The 22,878-nt window shown below is 68.1% G+C and carries 9 protein-coding genes and 2 pseudogenes; 4 read left to right on the top strand and 7 right to left on the bottom strand.

Features of this window, described 5'->3' with window-relative positions:
- Nucleotides 1–44 precede the first annotated feature (44 nt).
- Together IEZ11_RS47470 and IEZ11_RS47465 are read right to left on the bottom strand one after the other, a co-directional pair.
- The gene (locus tag IEZ11_RS47470) at nt 45–878 is read right to left on the bottom strand and encodes a transposase family protein (RefSeq protein WP_189269324.1); all 834 of its coding nucleotides are present in this window, start codon (nt 876–878) and stop codon (nt 45–47) included.
- A 73-nt stretch (nt 879–951) separates the two neighbouring features.
- Entirely contained in the window at nt 952–1,161 is a 210-nt protein-coding gene (locus IEZ11_RS47465; protein WP_189269323.1) for a type IV toxin-antitoxin system AbiEi family antitoxin domain-containing protein, read from the bottom strand.
- 436 nt (nt 1,162–1,597) lie between these two features.
- Here IEZ11_RS47465 and IEZ11_RS47460 point away from each other — a divergent pair, with 436 nt between their 5' ends.
- Nucleotides 1,598–2,209 (top strand): COG4315 family predicted lipoprotein, encoded by a 612-nt coding sequence (locus tag IEZ11_RS47460; RefSeq protein ID WP_229713859.1) that lies wholly within the window; start codon nt 1,598–1,600, stop codon nt 2,207–2,209.
- 6 nt (nt 2,210–2,215) lie between these two features.
- Here IEZ11_RS47460 and IEZ11_RS47455 read toward each other — a convergent pair.
- Nucleotides 2,216–2,299, bottom strand: a pseudogene (locus IEZ11_RS47455) (IS5/IS1182 family transposase); the annotation flags it as partial.
- Between the two features lie 192 nt (nt 2,300–2,491).
- Between IEZ11_RS47455 and IEZ11_RS47450 the strand changes: the two are divergent.
- A complete protein-coding gene (locus IEZ11_RS47450) occupies nt 2,492–4,189 on the top strand; it encodes an IS1634 family transposase (protein ID WP_189269322.1) in 1,698 nt (565 codons plus the stop codon).
- 117 nt (nt 4,190–4,306) lie between these two features.
- Nucleotides 4,307–4,575 (top strand): annotated as a pseudogene (locus IEZ11_RS47445) (transposase family protein); the annotation flags it as partial.
- A 182-nt stretch (nt 4,576–4,757) separates the two neighbouring features.
- Here IEZ11_RS47445 and IEZ11_RS47440 read toward each other — a convergent pair.
- Nucleotides 4,758–5,600, bottom strand: a complete 843-nt coding sequence (locus IEZ11_RS47440) for an SDR family NAD(P)-dependent oxidoreductase (RefSeq protein WP_189269321.1) — start codon at nt 5,598–5,600, stop codon at nt 4,758–4,760.
- Between the two features lie 92 nt (nt 5,601–5,692).
- Here IEZ11_RS47440 and IEZ11_RS47435 point away from each other — a divergent pair, with 92 nt between their 5' ends.
- Entirely contained in the window at nt 5,693–6,199 is a 507-nt protein-coding gene (locus tag IEZ11_RS47435) for a winged helix-turn-helix transcriptional regulator (RefSeq protein WP_189269320.1), read from the top strand.
- Between the two features lie 197 nt (nt 6,200–6,396).
- Here the strand turns inward: IEZ11_RS47435 and IEZ11_RS47430 are convergent, their stop codons facing one another.
- The 3 genes from IEZ11_RS47430 to IEZ11_RS47420 all read right to left on the bottom strand — a co-directional run bounded on the left by IEZ11_RS47430 (nt 6,397) and on the right by IEZ11_RS47420 (nt 22,713).
- Nucleotides 6,397–7,788: a DUF6002 family protein gene (locus IEZ11_RS47430; RefSeq protein ID WP_189269319.1), complete on the bottom strand. Its 1,392-nt coding sequence runs from the start codon at nt 7,786–7,788 to the stop codon at nt 6,397–6,399.
- A gap of 23 nt (nt 7,789–7,811) precedes the next feature.
- The gene (locus IEZ11_RS47425; RefSeq protein WP_189269318.1) at nt 7,812–8,912 is read right to left on the bottom strand and encodes a potassium transporter TrkA; all 1,101 of its coding nucleotides are present in this window, start codon (nt 8,910–8,912) and stop codon (nt 7,812–7,814) included.
- Nucleotides 8,913–9,084: 172 nt separating this feature from the next.
- Nucleotides 9,085–22,713: a non-ribosomal peptide synthetase gene (locus tag IEZ11_RS47420; RefSeq protein ID WP_268239970.1), complete on the bottom strand. Its 13,629-nt coding sequence runs from the start codon at nt 22,711–22,713 to the stop codon at nt 9,085–9,087.
- Between the last annotated feature and the right edge of the window lie 165 nt (nt 22,714–22,878).

The following is a 22,878-nucleotide window of genomic DNA, read 5'->3' as shown; positions in this document are numbered from 1 at the left end:
GCAGGTGGCGTGATCGTCGGGGCGAGATCGTCCGCCCCGTCTCGTTACCGCTGTACTTCGCTGTTCGCCAGGACGAGCAGGGCCCGCAGGAGCGTGGTGGCCTGCCGGGTGTCGGTGCGGAGCTTGGTCAGGATCCGCCAGTTCCTGAGGTTCGCGAAGCCGTGTTCGTTGGCGGCGCGTTCGCGGCTGACCAGGCGGTTCGCTTCCTTCTCGGCGGCGGTCAGCTGGTGGTTGCGGGTGGCCTTGCGGCCGGTGATGATCACCGGGTCGTCGTCGGGTTTGTCGTCGAGGCCGACGAAGCCGATGTCGGCCAGGGCGCCGAGGCCGGCTTCCCGCAGGTGTTCGGTGATCTTGTTGTGGCGGGCGGTGGTGATCTCGCTGGACCGGCCGGGCCTGGCCGCGGAGATCCAGATCAGGTTGCCCTTCTCATCGGTCAGTGCGAGAAACAGCAGGCCATGGGCCTTGTGCTTGCCTGAGTAGTTCTTCCGGTCGTCCTTCCCGGTGCGGCGGTGGGTGCGGATCAGGGTGCCGTCGAGGAGGACCACGACCCCGCCGCTGCGGGCGGTCTTCTTCAACGCCCGGTCCAGGCGCGGGGACCGGGCGGCCAGCAGCTTCACGACTTCCTTCACCCAGCGGCGGACGGTGGACTCCCCGACACCGTTGCCGCCGGCCATGTCGGCCAGGCGCTGGTCGTGACGCAGGACGGCGAGCACGATGACGGCCTGCAGGCCGGGTTCGGCCTTGCGCCAGGGCGAGCGCATCTGGTTCCGGCGCCGGCGTATCAGGCCGGCGACGAGGTCGATGGTCCGCTTCGACAGCGGGAGGCGGACCTGGTAGACAACTTCCTGAGCGCCCTCGGCGGGCTGGTTTTTCGTCACACATCAACCAACTCCCGCCGGGGGCCCTCGCGTTACGGCAGGAATCGGCCCGTCCGGCCGCCGACACCGCTGGTCAGCATGGTCGGTAGCGGCCCGATGCGGTGCGGACGAGCCAGCCCCGGTCGGAGAGTCTGCGCAGCTGGCCCCGGACCGGCTCGATCTTCGCCGGAGTCGTCTCCCGGCCCAGCGCGAGGGCGACGTCCTTGGCCGTCACCGGACCGTCCGCCCCCGCCACGATCTCCATGATCCGGCGGTAATCCGAGGTCAGGGCCTGAAGCCCCATCCCCTCGACGCGATCGGGCACCACCCGCATCCCGCCCGCACCCGGGCCCACCGTCACAGCAACCGGCTCCGGCTCCGGCTCCGGCTCCGGCTCCGGCTCCGGGGCTGCCGCCCCCGGCCGTCGCAGTCGTGTCGCCCTACGACCCGACGGCCCGCACGCGGGCCGCGGACATGCCACCCGTTGGAAAAGGCTCGTCGCGCATCTCACCGGCGGCGGGAGCCAGCACGCACCGGGGACACGGGGCTGCGGTCCCGGATCGTTCACCGGCCGGCCGGGGCAGGCGCGGTCTGCGAAGGTTCGCGGGTCGTTGAACCCCGGGGGGTGGCTGTCTCGTGTTGCGGGCATGACGTTTTTCACCCGCCTGCTGCTCCCGGACAGGGCGTCGGGCAAGGCGCTCCGTGATGCTGTTGCTGTTCCCGTGCTGGCCGTGTGCTGTATGGCCGTGCTGTCGGGATGCGGCAAGACGATCCAGATCGGGAACGCGTCACAGTCGTCGCCGCCGTCGGCCCCGGCCACGTCGGTGTCATCGTCCGGCGCCGGATCGGCCGGATCGTCTGCGGCAGCGGGGCCGGGTAACGCGGGGCTGCAGGTGGTGGACTCGACGGCGGAGCAGGCGGGTCTGCACGGCAACGGGGGAACGGTCGTGGGTGTGGCGGTTCAGGAGGCTCCGCCGCGGTGGGTCCAGCTGTCGGCCGTCACCAGCGACCAGTTGCCCGCGCAGCATTTGATCAACATCAACCAGGCTGCGCTGTACCGCTTCGACGGTGACTCGACGTCTTCGGCCCAGTCGGCCTGTAACGGGGCGTGCGCGGTCAAGTGGCCGCCGGTGACGGTGGAGGAGGGCGGGAAGGTGTACATGGCGGGAGTGGATCCCGACGAGGTCGGAGCCATCCGCCGCCAGAACGGCCAGGTCCAGGTCACGGTCGGTGGTCATCCGATCTACCGGTACACGGGAGACAGCAAGCCCGGCGACCTGAACGGTCAGGGCGTGGACGGGAAATGGTTCGCTGTCGGCCCCAAGGGCGAGAAGGCCACCAGCAAACAGTGAGCTTCTTCAGCGTTGCCGCTTCAGGGTGAGGACCGTTTTGGCGATTGATGTCATGCGGTTTGGGCTGTGTCGGGGTCTGCGGAAGATCCGGCATGGCGTCAGCGTGCAGGAGGCCACCGATCCGGGCCCTGAGTTCCGCAGTTCGTGGGCACGATCGGGTCTGTCGAACGGTGTCCGCGCTGGTCACGGTGCCGCGAGGCGTGTGCTGCGCCGAAAGTGCGTGGGCACACGCCTATATGATCAGGTATTGATCTCCCTGCTGTGATCGTTCATGCTGTGGGCATGTACTTGCGGACCACCCAGCGGAAGAACAAGAACGGCACGACGGTCCGCTACGTGCAACTGGCCCACAACCGGCGGGTGGACGGGACCACGCAGGCCGAGGTGCTGCACAACTTCGGCCGCGAGGACCGGCTCGACACCGACGGCCTGCGCCGCCTGGTGGCCTCGATCAACCGTTACCTCGGCGAGGACGGTGCCGACGCGGCAGCTTCGGCGGCCGGCGGCGGCCTGGAAGTGACCGGTTCGCGCCCGCTGGGGGCGGTCTGGCTGCTGGAGGGGCTGTGGCGGCATCTGGAGATCGACAGCGCGCTCGCCAGGATCCTCGGCGCGCGGCGGTTCCGTACCGACGTCGAGCGGGTGCTGTTCGCGCTGGTCGCCAACCGGGCCATCGCTCCGGCCTCCAAGCTGTCGGCGGCCGAGTGGGCCGGCCGCGACGCGGTGATACCCGGCCTTCAGGCGATGGACGAGGACCAGGCCTACCGGGCCATGGACCTGCTGGTGGAGGCCGACGCCCAGGCTGAAGTGCAGGAAGCGGTGTTCTTCGCGGTCGCCAACCTCCTCAACCTCGAGGTCGACCTGCTGTTCTTCGACACCACGAACACCTACTTCGAACGCGACGAGCCCGACGCCGGCGAGACGCCGTTCCGTACATACGGCAAGAGCAAGGACCACCGTGACGACCTGCCACAGATCACCATCGGGCTGGCCGTCACCAAGGAGGGCGTCCCCGTCCGCTGCTGGGTATGGCCCGGCGGCACCAGCGACCAGGCGATCCTGCCGCAGGTCAAGGACGACATGCGCGACTGGAAACTCGGCCGCGTGATCACTGTCGTCGACCGCGGCTTCTCCTGCGCGGACAACCTGGCCTACCTCACCCGCGCCGGTGGCCACCACATCGCCGGGATGCGCATGCGTGACGGAGGCGACCTGGCCGAGGCGGCACTCGCCCGCCAGGGCCGCTACCAGCAGGTCCGTGACAACCTGCGTGTCAAAGAAGTCAAACTCGATCAAGCCCCGGGCCGGCGCTTCGTCATCTGCCACAACCCCGCCCAGGAAGAGCGCGATCGCCACCACCGTGAAGAAGCCATCAAGCGGATCGAAGCCGAACTCGAGCGGATCCGGGCCCAGCGTGAGCGCGACGCCAAGCGCGCGACGACCCCCAAGGCGCGAGAGCGGGCAGAAGCCGCCCACGTGCGCGCCGAGTGCGCACTGATCGAACACCCCACCTTGAAGCGGTGGTTGAGGACCTCGAAGAACGGACGACTGGCCATCGACCGCGCCAAGGTCAAAGCCGAGGAGCGTCTCGACGGAAAGTACCTGCTGACCAGCTCCGACCCGCACCTGAGTGCCGAAGAGATCGCGGTCGGCTACAAGGCTCTCCTGGAAGCCGAGCGCGGATTCCGCGATCTGAAAACGGTGCTGGAACTACGGCCGGTCTTCCACCGCCTCGAACACCGGATCCGCGCCCACGTACTGCTGTGCTGGCTCGCCCTGCTGCTGATCCGCGTCGCCGAACGCCGCACCGGCCAGACCTGGAACCGGATCAGCACCCAACTCGGCCGCGTCCACGAAGTCACCCTCACCGGCGACGCCGGACAGATCACCCAGACCACCCCGCTCACCCCCGAGCAGGCCGCCCTCTACCGCGACTGCGGCATCAAGCCGCCCCCCAGGATCACCGCCGCAGACCCGTCCTGACCAGCCAAGAACACAACCGCGTGGGCACACGCCCGCACGTTCGCACCCTTGGCATTTCCGCAGCTCAGACCACCGATTCGACACCCTTGCATGCCCACCAACTGCGGAAGTCAGGCGGGCGGCCGGCTGCTGTGGCTCTCACCCGCGTTGCCGGGCCGGACTCACGACCTCCACCGCGGCCCGCACACACCGGATCATCCGCGAGCGCCAGGGCGTCCCTGTCCTGGCCGACCCCGCCCGCCGGGGCGGGCGGCCGCTGGGTGACCACAGGCATCGAACACAAGCCCCTGCGGGAACCCGCCCTCACCAAGAAGACCGTCAACCGTGCCCCGGCAACGGCACGGGCACCGGTCGAACGCGACGTCGCGCCCCTGAAGTCCTGGCGGCGGCGCTTGTGGGAGCGGTAGGCCCGTCCCTCGCCCACCCGGTCGCAATCAAGGCTGGCGGACCCGGCAGGGGCCTGCGCCCATTCCTCGACCCGGGCGCCGTCCAGGACGAGGACTGATCTCGCACTTGAGCGGAGCACTCCTGCGACGTAGCGGCGCGCGGCCTGCTCGGCGAGCCGAAGCTACGGCATGGGGGGGAAGTCCGCGCTGCGCGACGCGTTTTCGTAGGCGCGCAGTTCCTCGATCATGCCTTCCAACTGGTTGTGGACGGCGTCGTAGCCGGACGCGCCCAGAACCAGCCGACTGGGAGGCCTGTCCTGATCCATTGCGTTCACGACGGCCCGCACTCCTCGGTAGGGGTCGCCGGGTTGCCGGCCGTCCTGGTCGACCATGGAGGCGCGCACGGACTCGACAAGCGGCAGGTAGGCGTCGACGGTCTCGGACACCGGCTCGTCGGCGAAGCCGGAGTACGCACGAGTACGGAACGCGCCTGGTTCAACGGCAATGACGTTGATGCCGAAGGGGGCTACTTCGTGCCGCAGTACCTCGGTGAGGCCCTCGACGGCGAACTTCGCGGCGCTGTAGTAGCCGAAGCCGGGCACGCCCCGTCGGCCGGCGACCGAGGACATGTTGATGATCCATCCGCTGCCACGGGCTCGCATGCCGGGGAGGACGGCGCGCAGGAGCCCGATGACGGAGAAGAAGTTCAGATCGAGGGACCGCCGGACGTCGGCGTCGGCCGCGCCTTCGACAGAGCCGTACCAGCCCCGGCCTGCGTTGTTGACCAGGACGTCGATGCCTCCGAAGCGCTCCTCGGCCGCCTGAACGGCCTCCCGGGTCTGTCGGGTGTCGGTGACGTCCAGAGGCAGGACGAGCACTCTGTCACCGTGGGAACCGGCCCACTCGTCGAGCAGATGCGGGCGGCGGGCGGTGAGAACGACATTGTCGCCGCGCTCCAGGGCGACATCGGCGTAGGCCGGGCCGAAACCGCCCGGGGTCCCGCCGGTGATGAACCAGGTTTTCATGTCTCCTCGGCATACAGGGCACGCTCTTGACAACTGCTAAAGTAGAAGGAAGTGACTTCTACTTTAGCAGTAACCACGGTAAGGAGGGAGCCATGCCGAGCCGAATCCGGCTGGAGGACCGGACGTGTCCGCTGTCGACCACGGTGCAGCACGTCGGCGAGTGGTGGACCCTGCTGATCCTCCATGACGCCTTCGACGGCTATACGCGCTTCGATCAGTTCCAGCAGAGCCTGGGCATTTCGACCAGCATGCTCACCTCGCGCCTGAAAACCCTGGTCGGCGACGGCCTGCTGGAACGGCGGCCCTACCAGTCGAACCCTGTCCGCCACGAGTACGTTCTCACCGAGCGAGGGCGGTCCCTGCGACCAGTGATCGTCTCCCTTGCCGCCTGGGGCAATCGGCATCTCGCCCAGCAGGACCGGTCCATGATCCTCGTCGAGGCCGAGACCGGTCAGGAGGTCGAGCCGGTCGTGGTCGACGCCCGCACCGGGAAGAGCCTCGACGACAGCGGCGCGTACGTGTTCACTGCCGGGCCGGCCGCCAGTAGGGCAATGCGGGCGCGCTATGCCGAACTTGATCGGCGGCGACGGACACGATGAGGCGGCGCCTGGGGCGTAGACGCATCACGTTCGCCGGTTTCCGTGCCAGGGCGGCGGCGCACGTCGGCCCCGCACCAGCAGTCGAAGCGAAGAGGCATCGGACCGGCGGCGAGCGCGAGGAGGTATTCCGGGGCATCGCGGCCGGTGAAGTCGGCCCCAGCAGGCCAACGCCCTCCGCATGGCCAAGCCCCAGGCCATCAACGCAGGCCATCCTGCACAAGTGCCCTGGCGACGGCAGAGGGCGATTGCACCGGGACGGTTTCGGATTCGTCCACTGACACGAAATCCTCCGTCGTATAGCAGCCGGAGGCATGCACAACGACCTCACGGTCCCCCGGAACGATCTCTCGCTCGATGGCTGCCAGGGCGCCGGTGAACGCCATGATGGTCGACCACTCCCGGACCGTACGGAGATCGGTTGGGAGCGGGCGGGACGATCGCGAAAGCCACCCGCGAAGTTGTGGGTACCGCTGCAGGCACTCTTCGAGGGAGACCACGATTCCGTCGCCCCCGTACTGTTTGATGACCTCGTTCATGTCCGGTGAAGTCACGGGCCGATGCGTGTAGAACGTAGGGTCGAGGACCTCCTCGGGATCATGCGTCACCTGCGGGTAGTGCGGGTCGTCGCCGTTTCGGCGGTACAGGCCGGATTCGGAATCCAGACGGTAACCGGGCAGGCGAGAGCGAGAGAAGTCGCCGCCGTTCCGCAGACTGAGCACCATGTCGGGGGTTCCGAGGTGCTGTACGAGGAGCGTCCCGGGGCGGGTCGCCGGCGTGGCGACGCCGGCCTCTTCGAGCACTCGTCGGCCGGCATGGTAGCCGAGCATTCCGTAAGCGCTTGACACGGCGTGCGCGTGCCAGCGAGGCGCTCCAGCCTCGGCCGTCGGCGACACCGAGTTCTCGAAAGACGCGCGCGCGGCGTCGGCGACCAAATAGTTGCGGATGTCGAGCGAGTACCAGATGTTGAGCTTGTGGCGTTTCTGTAATTCACTGGCGTACTCGTCGACGAAAGCGCGGCCGATGCGCTTGACGTCCTCGCTGCGCTCGCCGGTATAGAGGAGTATGGGATTCAGCTCGCGCAGGGCGGAATCACGAGTGAGCTCGCTCTTTCGCAGCTTGTATCTGGAGGACTGCGGGGACAGCGTGACGACACGCAGCTGTTCGGGTTCCACCAGACCGGCGTTGATGGCGCGAAGTACGGCGTCCCGCAGGGCGGTTCCTTTGTTCGCGGAGCTTGGTGTCATGATGACGATGCGTTCGCCGCTTCGTCGGATGTATTCCACCGCGCGTGCGGCTATGAGGAGGGAAGGGAACGTCTTGGTCGTATGGGTGCCGGGATTCTCCATCAGGTCGAGCAGCGAAATCCGGCGGCCTCTGTACTCACCGAGCCGATGCCAGCTCGCGGTCGCAACCGAGGCGAACTTTCGGTAGTTGTCGTCCTGTTCCGGAAGCGCAAACCCAGGCGTGAACTGCCCCGGGACGCGAACCGGTGCCGGGTCGGCAACGATTTCCTTCACGGCTAGGTGGAACATCTCTGGATAGTCGAGCAGAAGATTCTTTCTGGTCGCCTGTTGTCCTTCGGAGTTCATAAACGACCCGTTCCTTTCGATCGTTATACGGAGAGGGAGGGAGACGTACTCGGCAGAGTCCGCAGCCGGGTTCTGAGTTCGGCCATACGAACGCCGGCCGAACTCAGGTCGGCGATCTCGAACCCCGCGGCGATATCGGGAAGGTGGGCGATCAGCCGATCCGCCGTGGCCGGGCTGAAGTGGACTTTTCCCTCGTCGATTTTCACCCCGTCGAGAACAGCCCATCGCTGGTTGGCGGCGACCGCATCAGCATCCGCGATGAATGCGGGGAGCCTGAGGGAAACCCGGTCGGCGCTGATGGTCACGGGATACCCGCCGGGGAGTCCGGCCGGGCCGGGAAGGTGTGTATTCACCTGTCGTCCGGCCACCATGTCACGCAAGAGCAGTGCCGTCACAAGTCCGGTCACCTGATTCGCCTCATGCCGAGGGACTTCTCGCTGTGAATTCAGCAGCGTGCCGACGGTCAAGGGCTGTCCGGCGTGCCAGGCGAGGGCATCGTCCGCGGAATCATCCGGTGCACGCAGGTGCAGATGGTGACCGAGGACGACGAGCTCCTCCTGGTCGCACAGATTCAGCGCTTGTTGGATGCCGGCCGCCAGAACTGCGACGTTTCCGACGCCGGCCAGTACGGGCACACCACAGGCACGAAGCAAGGGGTTGACGGCGTCCGGGAAGCACGCGTTGAGGAAGAACGCCTCCGGGCGGACGTCATGCAGCGCACGCCCGACAGCCACTGCGAGCTCGGCGTGGAAGGTCAGAGAGAGGCCGAACCCAGCCTGCTTGAGGAGGTCGCTCCACGCCGAGGGCGCGGACCGGAACTCCCAGGGAGACTGGAGGGATGCGCACAGCAGCAGGCCCGTCGGAGGGTTGGCGGCCAGGACTTCCGTGAGATCGTCATCCCTGCCGAAGTCCACGGCCGCGTGCGTGAAGCGCACGGGCGATCGCAACACGGCCGCCCGGACATTTGAGACCTGCGAGATCTCGGCGGCCTGCCTGCCGTCTCGCGCGATGACGAGGACCTCGGCCTGCACATCGATCAGGCCGGAGAGGCTGTAGCAGACCGCTCTGGCGAGTGAACCACTGCCGACAATCACCAATCTGGGCAGATCATGATGGGTGGTCATGGATCTCTCTTCTGGACAGACTGTGGAATCGCGGAGATCGACGGTGTACCGGCATGTGCCGGTCGACGCGGCCTTTCGGGGGGCGAGACTCTTCCCCGGACCGTCCCCGCCGGCGAGATCCTCAACCGTACTTCTGGGGCCCACGCAGGATCGCGCGCGTGGGCACCCTGTATCAGTGCGAACGCCCTCCCGAAACGGCCGTGAGTACTGCCCCGACCTGGCTCAGGGGCCCCGGCTGTGTCATGCCGATGTGGGTTGAGGCGATGGGGCGGACGCGCAGACGACCAGTGAGGTAGGGCCTCCACCGCTCTATGGCTGCCTCGGGTATCCCGTTCTCCGTCGCGGGGAAGTGGAGGATGTCGCCGATGAAGTTTCCTGGCGTCGTGGAGTGGACCATCAGCTGTTCGCCGCGTGTGTTCCGGATGATCCGCCCGATGTGGTCCTCGGTCACCTCCCGGAGGGCGGGAGCCTGCTCCCTGATGATCTTCAGTGCTTCGGGCACGGACATTGCGCCGTCCGCGGTCTCCACGGCCACCCCGAGGGCCTGCAGGAGGTTGACCAGGACTGTGTGTTCGTCCGCCTCCAGATAGGGGGTTGCCGTGTCAGGCGGGTAGGCGTCCATCATGGCCAGAAGAGCCACTTCCTGGTCGGCCTCTTGAAGCCGTACCGCCACGGCGTGCGCGAGGTTGCCGCCCAAGGACCAGCCGAGCAAGTGGTAAGGACCGCTCGGCTGGATGCTCTTGATGTGCTCGACGTACCAGGTGACCAGAGCGTCGACGTCCGACGGTGCCCTCTCCGTGACGCTGAATGTCGGCGCCTGCAACCCGTAGACCGGTTGGCCCGTGTCCAGATACCGCGCAAGACCCGCGTAGGTCAGGCTGAGGCCGCCGGAAGGCGGAAGGCAGAACAGCGGAGGGCGTTCTCCATGGCCGCGCAGCTCGACTATCGGTGGGAAGAGGTCCTCCGCGGTGCCGGTGGGTGCGTCGGAGCCGAGCATGGACACCAGACCCGCCACGGTCGGATACCGGAACACATCCGCAACCGCTATGTCCGCGCCGGTGAGATCACGGATCCTGCTCAGCAGCGTCACTGCGAGGAGGGAGTGGCCGCCTAGTTCGAAGAAGTTCTCGTCGATTCCGACTTGGGGGAGGTCGAGTACTTCGGCGAAGACGGAGCACAGGAGATGCTCGTCGGGAGTGCTCGGTGCCCGGTGCGTACGTCCTGTGGTGTAGTCGGGGAGGGGCAGGGCTTTGCGGTCCAGCTTGCCGTTCACGGTCAAGGGAAGCGCGTCCACTTCGACGATGGCCGTGGGCACCATGTGCTGCGGCAGCACCCGGCCCAGGTCCGCCCGCAGACCGGCAGTGTCCAGGCCGTCCGCGCCGCTTGGGCCGGCCACGTAGCCGACCAGGCGGCTGTCCCCGGGCCGGTCTTCGCGCACCATCGCGGCGGCCTGCACCACGGACGGGTGCGTCAGCAGCGCGGCCTCGACTTCGCCCAGCTCGATGCGGAAGCCGCGGATCTTGACCTGGTCGTCGGTGCGGCCCAGGTACTCCAGCTGTCCGTCGACGGTCCACCGGGCCAGATCGCCCGTGCGATACATCCGCTCTCCGGGGCCACCGTAGGGGTTGGCGGTGAACCGCTCGGCGGTCAGCCCTGGCCGGTCGAGATATCCCCGTGCCAGCTGCACGCCCGCGAGATAGAGTTCGCCGGCGCAACCGGTCGGAACCGGTCGCAGGGCCGAGTCCAGCAGATATGCGCGCATGTTCCACAGTGGTGTGCCGATGGGCGGGATGCCGCTTCCTGACAAGGGACCGCTGGAGAGCGCGGCGACGGTTGCCTCGGTGGGGCCGTAGATGTTCAGCATGAGGCGGTTTTGGGACCATCGGGCGGCCGTGTCGGCGGGGCAGAGGTCGCCGGCGACCACCAGGGTGGGGTTGTCCGGGAGGCCTCCCGCGTCGGTCAACAGTGGCAGTACTGCGGGTGTGAGTGTGGCGTGGGTGACGTTCTGCTCGGCGAGGAGGCGGGCCAACGGCGCTCCGGGGGTGAGTCGGTGCGCGGGTGCCAGTACGAGTGCGGCGCCGGCGAGCCAGGCGGGCCACATGTCGGCGACGGAGGCGTCGAAGCTGGGCGAGGCGAACTGCAGCAGCCGGCTGTCCGGGCCTATGCGCAGCCGGTCGATGTGGTCGGCTGCCAGGTTGGGCACGCCCTTGTGGGCGACCAGGACGCCCTTGGGACGGCCTGTCGAGCCGGAGGTATAGATGACGTATGCCAGATGGTCGGGCAGCAGGGGGCCGTGTCGTTCGGTGTCCGGGAGATCGCGGTCGGGGCGGCTCGACAGGTCCTTGTGGAGCAGATGATCGTCAAGTGCAAGGCCCACCACGCCGGTGGGGCGCGGAATCTCCCGGGTGGCGCCACCGGTGACGAGGATCAAGGGCCGCGCGTCGTGGAGCAGGTAGGAGATTCGTTCGTCGGGGTAGTCCGGGTCGATGGGCAGGTATGCGGCGCCTGCTTTCAGCGTGGCCAGGATGGCCACGACGAGGTCGATGGACCTGGGGATGGCCAGCGCGACGAGACCGTCGGGTTTCGCCCCCCGTTCCACCAGGAGCCGCGCGAGCCGATTCGCGCGGCCGTTGAGTTCGGCATACGTCAGCCGCGTGTCCTCGAACACCACCGCGACCGCGTCCGGCGTCCGGGCGACCTGCGCCTCGAACAACTCCGGCAGCGTCCCGGACACCACCTCCCGAGCAGTGTCGTTCCGCGCTCCCAGCATCCGGTCCCGCTCCGCCTGGCTCAGCACCTCGGTTCTGTTCAACAAGGTGAACGGCGCCGATTCCAGGCACTCGACCAGGCCCTCCACCGCCTCGCAGAATGAGGCGGCCACACTGCCCGGCTCGACGGGCAGAGCCGTCTGCGTGCTCACGGTGAAGCCATCGCCGGTGTCATCGACATTCACCGCTACCGGATAATTCGACCGTTCCTCAGACCACACCAGCTCGATTCCCACGGCGGACACGTCGGCGGAGTCCATGCTGTGGCGGTAATTGAAAAGCGAGGTGAACAGTGGCGTCTGGGGCGGCACACCGCTGGCCTGCTGCGCCAGCGTCAACGGTGCGTGCTCATGCACCAGCAACTCACTCAACCGTGCCTGCATCTCGTACACCGCGTCCCGAACGTTCGCAGAACCGGTGTCGAACCGTACGGGCAGCGTGTTGATGAACGGGCCGACCGCCCGGCCGGCGCCCTTGCCGGCGTTCAGCCGTCCCAGCAGCACCGTGCCGAACACCACGTCATCACGGCCGGACGTCGCCGCCACGACCCGTGCCCAGGCGACATGGAACAAGGTCGCCACGCTGACACCCAGCCGTCGTGCCTGTTCACGCACGCGTGCGCCCGTACCCGCGGCCAGCCGCATTCGTGCCGCGGACACGTCACGGCCGTCTCCACGCACGTCGAGCAACCCGTACGGCGCGGTCGGCTCACCCACATCCTCCAGCAGCCCCGTGAAAAATCGCTCGTGCTCCTGATGCGTTGTGCCCAGCCGCGTCCGCGCCACGAACTCGCGGAACGGCGGCGGTGTGAGCAGCAGGTCCTCCTGCCCGGCAAGAACCGCCCGGACCTCCTGGAGCGCCACGGCGAGTGACGTACGGTCATCGACGAGATGATGGATCTTGAGCAGCATGTACCACTGGTCGCCCCCCGCAGCGGTCGCGACGACCACGCGGAGCGCAGGTGGCCGCCGCAGGTCCAGCGGCACACCGCGCAGGGCCCTCAGGCGGGCCACCGCGTCCCCGTCGTCCGGCGGCAGCGTCTCCACCGGGACGGAAGCAGTGCGCAGGACGACCTGGACCGGCTCACGGAGCCCTTCCCACACGAAGGCCGTACGCAGAACGTCGTGTCGGTCGACGATCCGCTGTACCGCGTCGATGAACGCGTCCATCGACGCGCGGGCGGGGAACCGCACCACGACCGATGTGACGTAAGGATCGACGCCGGCCTCGTCAGCCAACAGGTGGTGGAAGTAAATGCCCTGCTGCAGTGGCGTGAGCGGGTAGATGTCGGCGACGTTCGCCGCGCCGCCGGGAACGGCCGCCACGATCCGGTCGATCTCCGCAGGAGCGAGCTCGGCCAGGGTCACCATGTCAGGCGTGATCTCCGTGGCGCCCCCGGGGATGCCGTTCTGCGGAACGACGGCCTGCCCGGCCGACTGGTCGACGGAGCCGGCCAGGCCCTCCACGGTAGGGGTGGTGAACAGTGACCGGACGTCCACCGGTACACCCCGCTCACGGGCCCGCTCGACCAGCACCACCGCGAGCAACGAGTGCCCGCCCAGCTCGAAAAAGTTGTCGTGCACGCCGACTGCGGGCAGATCGAGCACCTCGGCGAACACCCCGCAGAGGACCTCCTCGTGAAGGGTCGCGGGTGCCCGGCCGGCGGTCCCTCCGGTGGCGTCGGGGGCAGGCAGGGCCGCGCGATCCAGCTTGCCGTTCACCGTGAGCGGGAGTGCGTCCACGACCACCACGGCCGAGGGCATCATGTGGTCGGGAAGCAGACCGGCGAGGTGGGCGCGCAGGACGGTACCGTCCACTTGCGGAGCCCGGCCGACGTCGGGCACGACGTATCCGACCAGGCGTTTGTCCCCGGGCCGGTCTTCGCGCACCATCGCGGTCGCCTGCACCACGGACGGGTGCGTCAGCAGCGCGGCCTCAATCTCCCCCAGTTCGATGCGGAAGCCGCGGATCTTGACCTGGTCGTCGGTGCGGCCCAGGTACTCCAGCTGTCCGTCCGCGTTCCACCGCACAAGATCACCGGTGCGGTACATCCGTTCTCCCGAACGGCCGTAGGGGTTCGCCACGAACCGCTGCGCGGTCAATCCGGCACGCCCCAGGTAACCCCGTGCCACTCCGGCCCCGCTCACGTACAGGTCGCCGGCCGTGCCTGGCGGCACCGGCAGCAGGGCGCCGTCGAGCACGTACACCCGAAGGTCCGGCAGACCCCGGCCGATGACACTTCCGGTCCGAGCCGTGTCCTCGGCCGACAGGGGTGCGTAGGTGACGTGGACCGTGGTCTCGGTGATCCCGTACATGTTCACCAGACGCGGGGTGTCGTCGGCGTGCCTGCTGTACCAGCCTGCCAGACGCGCCGGGTCCAAGGCCTCACCGCCGAACACGACGAGGCGCAATGCCCCGTCCCGGCCCATCGGGGTCTCCGCCTCGGCGTGCGCCAGCTGGTAGAACGCCGACGGCGTCTGGTTCAGCACCGTCACCCGTTCGCGGACCAGCAGACGCAGGAACTCCTGAGGCGACCGGGACACGGAGAACGGAATGACGACCAAGCGTCCGCCGTGCAGCAGGGCTCCCCACAACTCCCAGACGGAGAAGTCGAAGGCGAAGGAATGGAACCACGTCCAGACATCATCCGGCCCGAACCCGAACCATTCCCGTGTCCCGGTGAACAGCCGCACCACGTTCTCGTGCGTGACCAGTACACCCTTCGGCCGCCCCGTCGACCCGGACGTATACATCGCGTACGCCGGATGGCTGGGCAGGAGGACCCCCGCGCGCTCGGCGTCCGTCGGATCCCCGCCGTCCAGACCTTCCAGTTCAGCGAGGGTGGCCGGATCGTCGCAGACCAGCCGCGCAAGGTCCACGGGCAGTCCGGGAGCAACGTCACCGGTGGTCACGATCACGGTGGGGGCGGCGTCCTGGAGCACATGGGCGATGCGGTCAGCCGGATAGGCGGGGTCGATCGGCACGTACGCCGCGCCTGCCTTGACCACGGCGAGCAGCGCCGCGACCAGATCCCCGGAGCGGTCCATCATCACCGCCACCCGGCTTTCCGGGCCGACACCGCCGGCAATCAGCAGACGGGCCAGTCGGTTCGCCCGGACATTCAGCTCCGCGTACGTCAGCCGGACGTCCTCGAACACCACTGCCGTCGCGTCCGGTGTGCGCGCCGCCTGGGCCTCGAACAATTCTGGCAGAGTCGTCCGCGGCAGCTCCCCGTCGGTGCCGTTCCACTCGACGAGGATTCGGTCGCGTTCGGCTCGGTCGAGGACATCGGTCCTGCGCACGGGCGTTGTCGGGTCCGCGGTGAGTGTGCTGAGCACGTGAACAAAGCGCCGCCCGATGCCCACCGCGGTCTCATGGCCGAACAAGTCGGTGGCGTAGGTCAGTTCACCGCGAAAGCCGGCGGGCGCACCCGACCTGTGGGATTCCTCTCGCAGGTCGAAGGAGAGGTCGAACTTGGCCGGAGCACGGCCGGTGGCCAGCACCTCCACGTCGAGGCCGGACAACTCGAGCTCCGGGACGGCGTTGTTCTGCAAGGTGAGCATCACCTGGAACAGCGGATGGTGGGCCATGGACCGGGTCGGCGCCAGGTGTTCCACCAGACGTTCGAAGGGGACATCCTGGTTCGCGTATCCGTTGAGGGCGGTGTCACGGGCCTGGCCGAGCAGGTCCAGGAAGGTCGGCTCACCCGACAGGTCGGAGCGCAGAACGAGGGTGTTGACGAAGAACCCGACCAGGTTCTCCAACGCCTCGTCCGTCCGCCCGGCGACAGCGGTACCGATCGGGATGTCGTCGCCGGCGCCCATGCGGTGCAGCAGCACAGCCAGCGCGGCATTCAACACCATGAAAACCGTGACACCCTGGGACCGGGCCAGCCCGACCACCGCCTGGTGCACCTCCGCGTCGACATGCAGCGGAACGCTGTCACCCTGATGCGAGGCCACCGGCGGACGGGGCCTGTCCACGGGCAGCGCCAACTGCTCCGGCACACCGTCCAACGCCGCACGCCAGTAAGCCAGTTCCCGAGCCAGTGGACTGCCGGCGTCGTCCTCGTCACCCAGCAGATCACGCTGCCACAGGCTGTAGTCGGCATATTGCACCGGCAGTGGCGCCCAATCCGGCACCTGCCCCTGGCAGCGGGCCGCGTACGCCGCCGACAAGTCACGCGCCAGCGGGGCCAGCGACCACCCGTCGGCCGCAATGTGGTGCACCACTACCACAAACAGGTGTTCATCGGGGCCTGTCCGAAACAGACAGGCCCGAAGGGGGATCTCCGCCGCCACATCGAACCGGTGGCCGCTCGCCTCCTCGACCAGACGAGTCAACTCGGCCTGCGCGACCTGACCGGCGTCGACGACCGCCAGCACACCGTCAACAGCGTCGGCGTCCACGATGCGCTGGTACGGCAGTCCGTCCACTGTCGTGAACACCGTGCGCAGCGCTTCGTGCCGGCCCACCAGGTCGTGCATCGCTGTTCGAAGGGCGTCGCTGTCCAGCGCACCGGTCAGCCGCAAGGCCATCGGAATGTTGTAGGTGGCCGACGGACCTTCCAGCTCGCCCAGGAACCACAGCCTTTGCTGCGCGAAGGACAACGGCAGCAGTTCGGGGCGCTGCACCGGGCTCACCCGGGGCCGGTGCACAGCGGGAGCCGTCAGCCGTGACGCGAGACGGGCCGGGGTGCTCGCCTCGAACACCGTCCGGACGGGGACCTCGACCCCCAAAACGGTGCGTATCCGGTTCGTCAGCCGCACCGCAGACAGAGAATGTCCGCCCAGTTCGAAGAAGCCGTCGTCCACGCCTGCCGAGGGCAGATCCAGCACCTCGGCGAAGACTCCGCAGAGCAGTTCCTCCACCGCCGATCGCGGTCCGCGGCTGCGTACCGCCGCGGACTCCGGAGCGGGCAGCGCGCTGCGATCCAGCTTCCCGTTCGGGGTCAACGGCAACCGGTCCAGGACGACCATGGCCGGAACCATGTACTCCGGCAACCGAGCCGCAGCCCAGGCACGCAACCCGGCCGTCTCGAGCCGCTCCGCGCCCCTGTTCGGCACCGCGTAGCAGACCAGCCGCCTCTCGCCCAGCTCGTCCTCACGCACCACCACCGCGGCCTGCTCCACGCCGCCATGGGACTCAAGAACGGCCTCGATCTCCCCGGGCTCCACACGGAACCCCCGGATCTTGACCTGGTCGTCACTGCGGCCGAGGTACTCCAGCGCCCCACCGGGGGCCCAACGCACCACGTCGCCTGTCCGGTACATTCGCTCGCCCTGCCCGAACGGGCTCGCCACGAACCGTTCCGCGGTCAGCCCCGGACGACCGGCATACCCGCGTGCCACCTGAGCACCGGCGACGTACAGCTCTCCCGGTACGCCCGGCGGCACCGGCTGCAGACCGTTGTCCAGCACGTACAGTTTGGTGTTGGTGATCGGGCGTCCGATGGGGACCGCCGCGCCGTCGGCATCCGCGTCGCACATCCAGCCGCTTGTGCCCAGGACCTCCGTCGGTCCGTACCGGTTGTACAGGATGGCGTCGAACGTCGAGGTGAACGCGTCACGCAGGGCGGGGGTGAGGGCCTCCCCGGAGCAGACCACGGCGCGCAGGCTCGTGCACCGCGCGACGGCCTCCGTCTGCAGGAAGACGTGCAACATCGACGGGACGAAGTGGGCGAACGTCACGTTCTCCCGGCTGATCAGATCGGCCAGATAGTCCGCGTCGCGATGCCCGCCCGGCCTGGCCACCACCAGGGTGGCGCCTTCCAGGAACGGGAAGAACAGCTCCATCACGGAGACGTCGAAACCGAACGGTGCCTTGTGCAGTACCCGGTCGGCGCGGGTGAGACCGTACTCCCTCCGCATCCACGAGAGGATGTTGACGGCGCCCCGATGCGTCATCTCGACGCCCTTGGGACGTCCGGTCGATCCCGATGTGTACATCAGGTACATGGGATGGTCCGGCAGCAGCACGCCTCGGTCGGAGTCCGACAGGTCCTGGCTGTCCAGGTTCGCCCACTCGGCTGCGGTCGCGGGATCGTCGACCACGACGCGTGTCGTGGACTCCTCGGGTACCAGCACGTCGGCGTGGGCCTGATGAGTGACCAGCACGGCCGGCCGAGCCTGACCGACTACATGAGCGGTGCGCTCGGCCGGATAGTCCAGATCGAGCGGGACGTATGCGGCTCCCGTTTTGAGGACCGCCAGCAAGGTGACCACGAGATCGGCCGAGCGGTCCATCAGCACCGCCACGCGGCGCTCCGGACCCGCGCCCAGACCGGCCAGAAGGCGGGCCAGGCGGTTGGCTCGGGCGTTCAGTTCCGCATACGTCAACCGGGTGCCCTCGAACACGACCGCCGTCGCGTCCGGTGTGCGCACCACCTGCGCCTGGAACAGCTCTGGAAGCGTTGAGCAGGTGACCTCGCGGAGGGCGCCGTTCCACTGAACCAGGATCCGGTCCCGTTCCACGGCGGTCAGAACCTCGATCCGGGCGAGGCCGGTCGACGGTGCCGTCTCCAGCGCCGAGACAACGGCCTCGGCGGCCGTGGCCACCAGGGAGACCAGAGCAGCGGGATCGACGGGGGAGGCCGTCTGGGCAGAGACCGCGAATCCCTCACCTGTGTCGTCGATACTGACGGCGACCGGGTAGTTGGTGCGCGCGTGGGCGCGGAGCAACTCGGCACCGTCGATGCCGTCGATGCCGGAGGCGGCGGCATCGACCCGGCTGTGGCGGTAGTTGAGCAGCGAAGTGAACAGCGGCGTCTGAGCGGGGATGCCACTGGCCTGCTGAGCCGCGGACAGGGGCGCGTTCTCGTGCACCAGCAGTTCCGCGAGATGTTCCTGCATGACGCGCGCTGCCCCCAGCACGCTCTCGGCTCCCACATCCATACGGACGGGGAGGGTGTTGATGAACAGTCCGGGCACCCGATCCGCCCCGGCTCCGGCGTGCATACGGCCGAACAGGACGCTGCCGAAAACGACATCGTTCCGGCCCGAAGTGGCGGCCACCACTCGTGCCCAGGCGATGTGGAACAGTGTCGCAGGGCTGACACCGTGGCGCCGTGACTGCTCGCGCAGCCGCAGACCGAGGCCCGCGTCCAGAGACATTCGCGCCTCGGCCACACCGTGGCCGTCGCCGTGCACGTCGAGCAGGCCGTACGGTGCGGTCGGCTCAATCACGTCTCCCAGCAGACCGGCGAAGAACTTCTCATGTTCCGCCTGCGAGACACCCGACCGGGACCGGGCGACGAACTCCCGGAAGGGGAGCGGCTCGGGCAGGGTGTCCTCACGGCCGACCACGAACGCGGCGACCTCGGCCATGAGCACGTCCAGCGTGGTGTGGTCCTGGATCAGGTGGTGGACCTGCAGGAGAGCGAACCACCTTTCGCCCCCGGGCTGCTGGGCCAGATGGACCCGCAGCAGGGGCGCTCGCGTGAGGTCCATGTGTGCCGGGCACGCCGACAGCATCCGGTCCGCGACGTCGATCCCCGGGGCGGAATGGAGATCCACCTGCTGGACGGGCACCGCAGCCCGGCGCACCACCACCTGAACCGGTTCGCGCAGTCCTTCCTGGACGAAGGCCGTGCGCAGGATGTCGTGCCGGTCGACGACCTGTTGCAGAGCGGCGAGGAACGCGTCCACTCGGGCACGGGATTCGAACCCCAACACGAGCGGCAGGACATAGGGATCGCTGCCCTTGCCGCCCTCCATGAGGGAATGGAAGAACAGGCCCTGCTGAAGGGGGGCCAGCGGGTAGATGTCGGCGATGCCGGCCGCACCGCCGGGAACGGCCTGGACGATCCGGTCGATCTCCTCGGAAGTGAGCTCGGCCAGTGCGAGCATGTCCGGGGTGATCACCGTGGTGCCGGCGGGAATACCGTTCGGCGGGACAACCACCTCCAGGGCCGTCCGGGCACTCGCAGCCAGACGCGCCACCGTCGGGTTGGTGAACAGCGCTCGCACATCGACGGCGACACCCGCGGCGCGCGCACGCTCGACCAGCGTCACGGCGAGGAGGGAGTGTCCGCCGAGTTCGAAGAAGTTGTCGTCGGCGCCGACTTGAGGCACGTGAAGCACTTCGGCGAACACCGAACACAGAAGCTCTTCGACGGGAGTGTCCGGCGCCCGGTACGCGTGCCCTGTTGCGTAATGGGGAGCGGGCAGGGCCTTGCGGTCCAGTTTGCCGCTCGCGGTCAGGGGGAGCGCGTCCAGTTCGACGATACCCGCGGGCACCATGTACTCCGGCAGCACGCTGTCCAGACGCGCCCGCAGGCCGATCGTATCCACTCCGCCCGCGCCGATCGCCCCGACCACGTATCCGACCAGACGCCTGTCCCCGGGCTGGTCCTCGCGCACCGCCGCGGCGGCCTGGATCACAGCCGGATCGGTCAGCAGAGCCGCCTCGATTTCGCCCAGCTCGATACGCAGGCCGCGGACCTTGACCTGGTCATCGGTACGGCCCAGGTACTCCAACTGCCCATCGGCAGCCCACCGGGCCAGATCGCCGGTGCGGTACATCCGCTCCCCCGGACCACCGAAGGGATCGGCCACGAACCGCTCGGCAGTCAGCCCCGGCCGGTCCAGATACCCGCGCGCCAACTGCACACCCGCGAGATACAACTCACCCGCGGCACCCGCCGGAACCGGGCGCAGCGCCGCATCCAGCACATATGTCCGCGTGTTCCAGACCGGGCGACCGATGGGCACTCCACCGCGCTCACCACCGGTGACCGCATAGGCCGTGACATCCACCGATGCCTCGGTCGGCCCGTACAGATTGTGGAGCGGCACATCACCCAGAACCTCGCCGAAACGCTCCGCCAGATCCAGAGCAAGCGCCTCACCGCTGCCGAACACCACGCGTAGTGGTGAACAGAGCGCAGCCTTCGGCTCGTTCAGGAAGGCCCGGAGCATCGACGGGACGAAATGCACGACCGACACCCGCTCCCGCCGGATCAGGTCCGCCACGTACCCCGGATCCCGATGCCCCCCGGGTGCCGCCACCACCAACACCGCGCCTCGTGAGAGCGTCCAGAAGAACTCCCACACCGAGACATCGAAACCGAAGGGGGTCTTCTGAAGAACTCGGTCCGGACCGCCGAGTGGATACACCTCCTGCATCCATGTCAGACGGTTCACGACACCCGCGTGGGACACCGCCACGCCCTTCGGCTGACCCGTCGAGCCGGAGGTGTAGATCACATAGGCCAGGTGCGACGGCAGCAGCGAGCCGAGCCGGTCGTCGTCGCTCAAGTCGGCGTCGTCCAGCACCGTAAGGGCGGGATCACTGATGGACACGCTGGGCACCGTGCGGTCCAGCGGGCGGCGCGTGTTGTCGTAGAGCACCAGTGCGGGCCGGGCGTCATGCAGCGCTCGGGCCACCCTTTCGGCGGGGTGCTCCGGGTCGACCGGCACGTATGCCGCACCTGCTTTGACCACCGCCAGCAGTGCGACCACCAGGTCGGCCGAGCGTTCCATGAAGACCGCAACCCGGCTGTCCGGGCCGGCGCCCTTGCTGACCAGCAACCGTGCCAGTTGGTTCGCCCGGGCGTTGAGCTCTGCATACGTCAGCCGGGTGTCCTCGAACACCACCGCGGTCGCGGCCGGGGTGCGAGCGGCCTGGGCCTCGAACAGCTCGGCCAGCGTCGCCTGCGGCACCTCCCGGGCGGTGCCGTTCCATTCGGCCACGATGCGCGCGCGTTCATCCGGGGTGGTCAGATCAAGCCGGGCTATCGGCGAATGGGGCGTCAGATGGGCCAGCATCGTGAGCAGTCGGAGGAAACGCTCCTGGTGAGCGGCGCTCTCGTCGGCAGAGTAGAGCGCCGGGTTGGCCACGAAGTCCACCTGCAGGCCGCCACCAGGCCTGTCGTAGAGAAGGATCATCATATCGTCCACCTGGCCATTGGCCAGGTAGGTGCGTGAAGTGGTCTCGCACTGTCCGAACTGCGGGCCCGCATCACTCGGCAGGATGTTGACGACCGGACCGAACAGCCCTTTGCCGGTCCCCGACAGTTTCAGGTCCCGGATGAGGTCGCCGTAACGGTACCGCTGATGGGCCAACAGCCCACGGGTCTGCGCCGAGGCGTGACGTGCCAGCTCACGCACGCTCATCCCCGGACCGATGCTCAGCCGCAGCGGGAGTTCGTTGGCCAGCGTCGTCACGGCGCCGGCTACCTTCGAGCCCTTGCGCGCGGGAACGGCCAAGCCGAGCACAGCCTCCGAGGCCCCCGCCATACGCTGCACATACAGAGCGGCCGCGCCGATGAGCAGCGCGGGCAGCGCCACCCCCGACGCCCGGGCCAGGAGCCGCAACGGCTCGGCGACGTCGTGGGGAACCAAGGCACTGCGACGATGGGAGGGACCGGATGCCCGGGCCGTCCCAGCGGCGAGCGATACGGGTTCGGGCCGGTCCGCCATCTGCTTCGACCAGTACACCCGGTCCTGCTCGAACCTCTCACTCGCACGGTACAGCTCATCGTCGGCCACGATCTCGTCAATCGTCGCGAACGGTGTGAACGGACAGGTCGTTCCGTTGTCCAGGGCCGTGTATATCTCGGCCACACGGTTCAGCCACACCGAGTACCCGAAGGCATCCACGGCTATGTGATGGGCGCGAAGGTACACCACCGTCCGTTCCTCGCCGACGAGGAAGGCGGTCAGGGCGAACACCGGCTCGTTCTCCAGGTCGGCAGGCCGTGCTGAGTCGGCATGCATCCACGCCTTTGCGGCTGCCAGCGGCTCGGCCTCCCGCCGCAAGTCCACCACGGGCAGTCGGTAGCCGAGTTCAGGGCCGAGAATCTGCCATGGCCCGTTGGCGTCCTGTACGAACCGCAGGCGCGTCACTTCCGTCTCGGCTGCCGCTTGGCCGAATGCCTGCTCCAGCAAGTCGAGTCGAAGAGCTCCGGAGATGTCCAGGTACTCGACCATGTTCTGGCCCGGGTTCTCCGGATCCATTGCCTGGGCGTACCAGATACCCTTTTGCGCCGCGGTCAGGTCGTTCCTGATGCTGCTCGGCGTATCGTCTCGCATTACTCAATTCACCTCGATATGAAACGCGAAGACAGGGCCTGGGATCTCGCCGGCCACCGACTCCGCATCCAGCCGTACCGAATCCGGTCGGCGCGCCCCATCCAGCCTGTCAAAGAACGCGTGGGTATGAGTCAGTGTCGAGGCGCGCAGATGACATCCGACGAA

The organism is Streptomyces fuscichromogenes (assembly GCF_014645815.1).
GTDB lineage: Bacteria > Actinomycetota > Actinomycetes > Streptomycetales > Streptomycetaceae > Streptomyces > Streptomyces fuscichromogenes.
Note: the sequence above shows the minus strand (reverse complement) of the source record. Positions and strands in the feature narration are given on the sequence as shown.

Excerpts from the sequence above, each read along its gene's own strand:
- IEZ11_RS47465 (WP_189269323.1), bottom strand. The coding sequence starts at position 1,161 with ATGGGGCTTCAGGCCCTGACCTCGGATTACCGCCGGATCATGGAGATC.
- IEZ11_RS47440 (WP_189269321.1), bottom strand. The coding sequence starts at position 5,600 with ATGAAAACCTGGTTCATCACCGGCGGGACCCCGGGCGGTTTCGGCCCG.
- IEZ11_RS47460 (WP_229713859.1), top strand. The coding sequence starts at position 1,598 with ATGGCCGTGCTGTCGGGATGCGGCAAGACGATCCAGATCGGGAACGCG.
- IEZ11_RS47430 (WP_189269319.1), bottom strand. The coding sequence starts at position 7,788 with ATGAACTCCGAAGGACAACAGGCGACCAGAAAGAATCTTCTGCTCGAC.
- IEZ11_RS47450 (WP_189269322.1), top strand. The coding sequence starts at position 2,492 with ATGTACTTGCGGACCACCCAGCGGAAGAACAAGAACGGCACGACGGTC.
- IEZ11_RS47425 (WP_189269318.1), bottom strand. The coding sequence starts at position 8,912 with ATGACCACCCATCATGATCTGCCCAGATTGGTGATTGTCGGCAGTGGT.
- IEZ11_RS47420 (WP_268239970.1), bottom strand. The coding sequence starts at position 22,713 with ATGCGAGACGATACGCCGAGCAGCATCAGGAACGACCTGACCGCGGCG.
- IEZ11_RS47435 (WP_189269320.1), top strand. The coding sequence starts at position 5,693 with ATGCCGAGCCGAATCCGGCTGGAGGACCGGACGTGTCCGCTGTCGACC.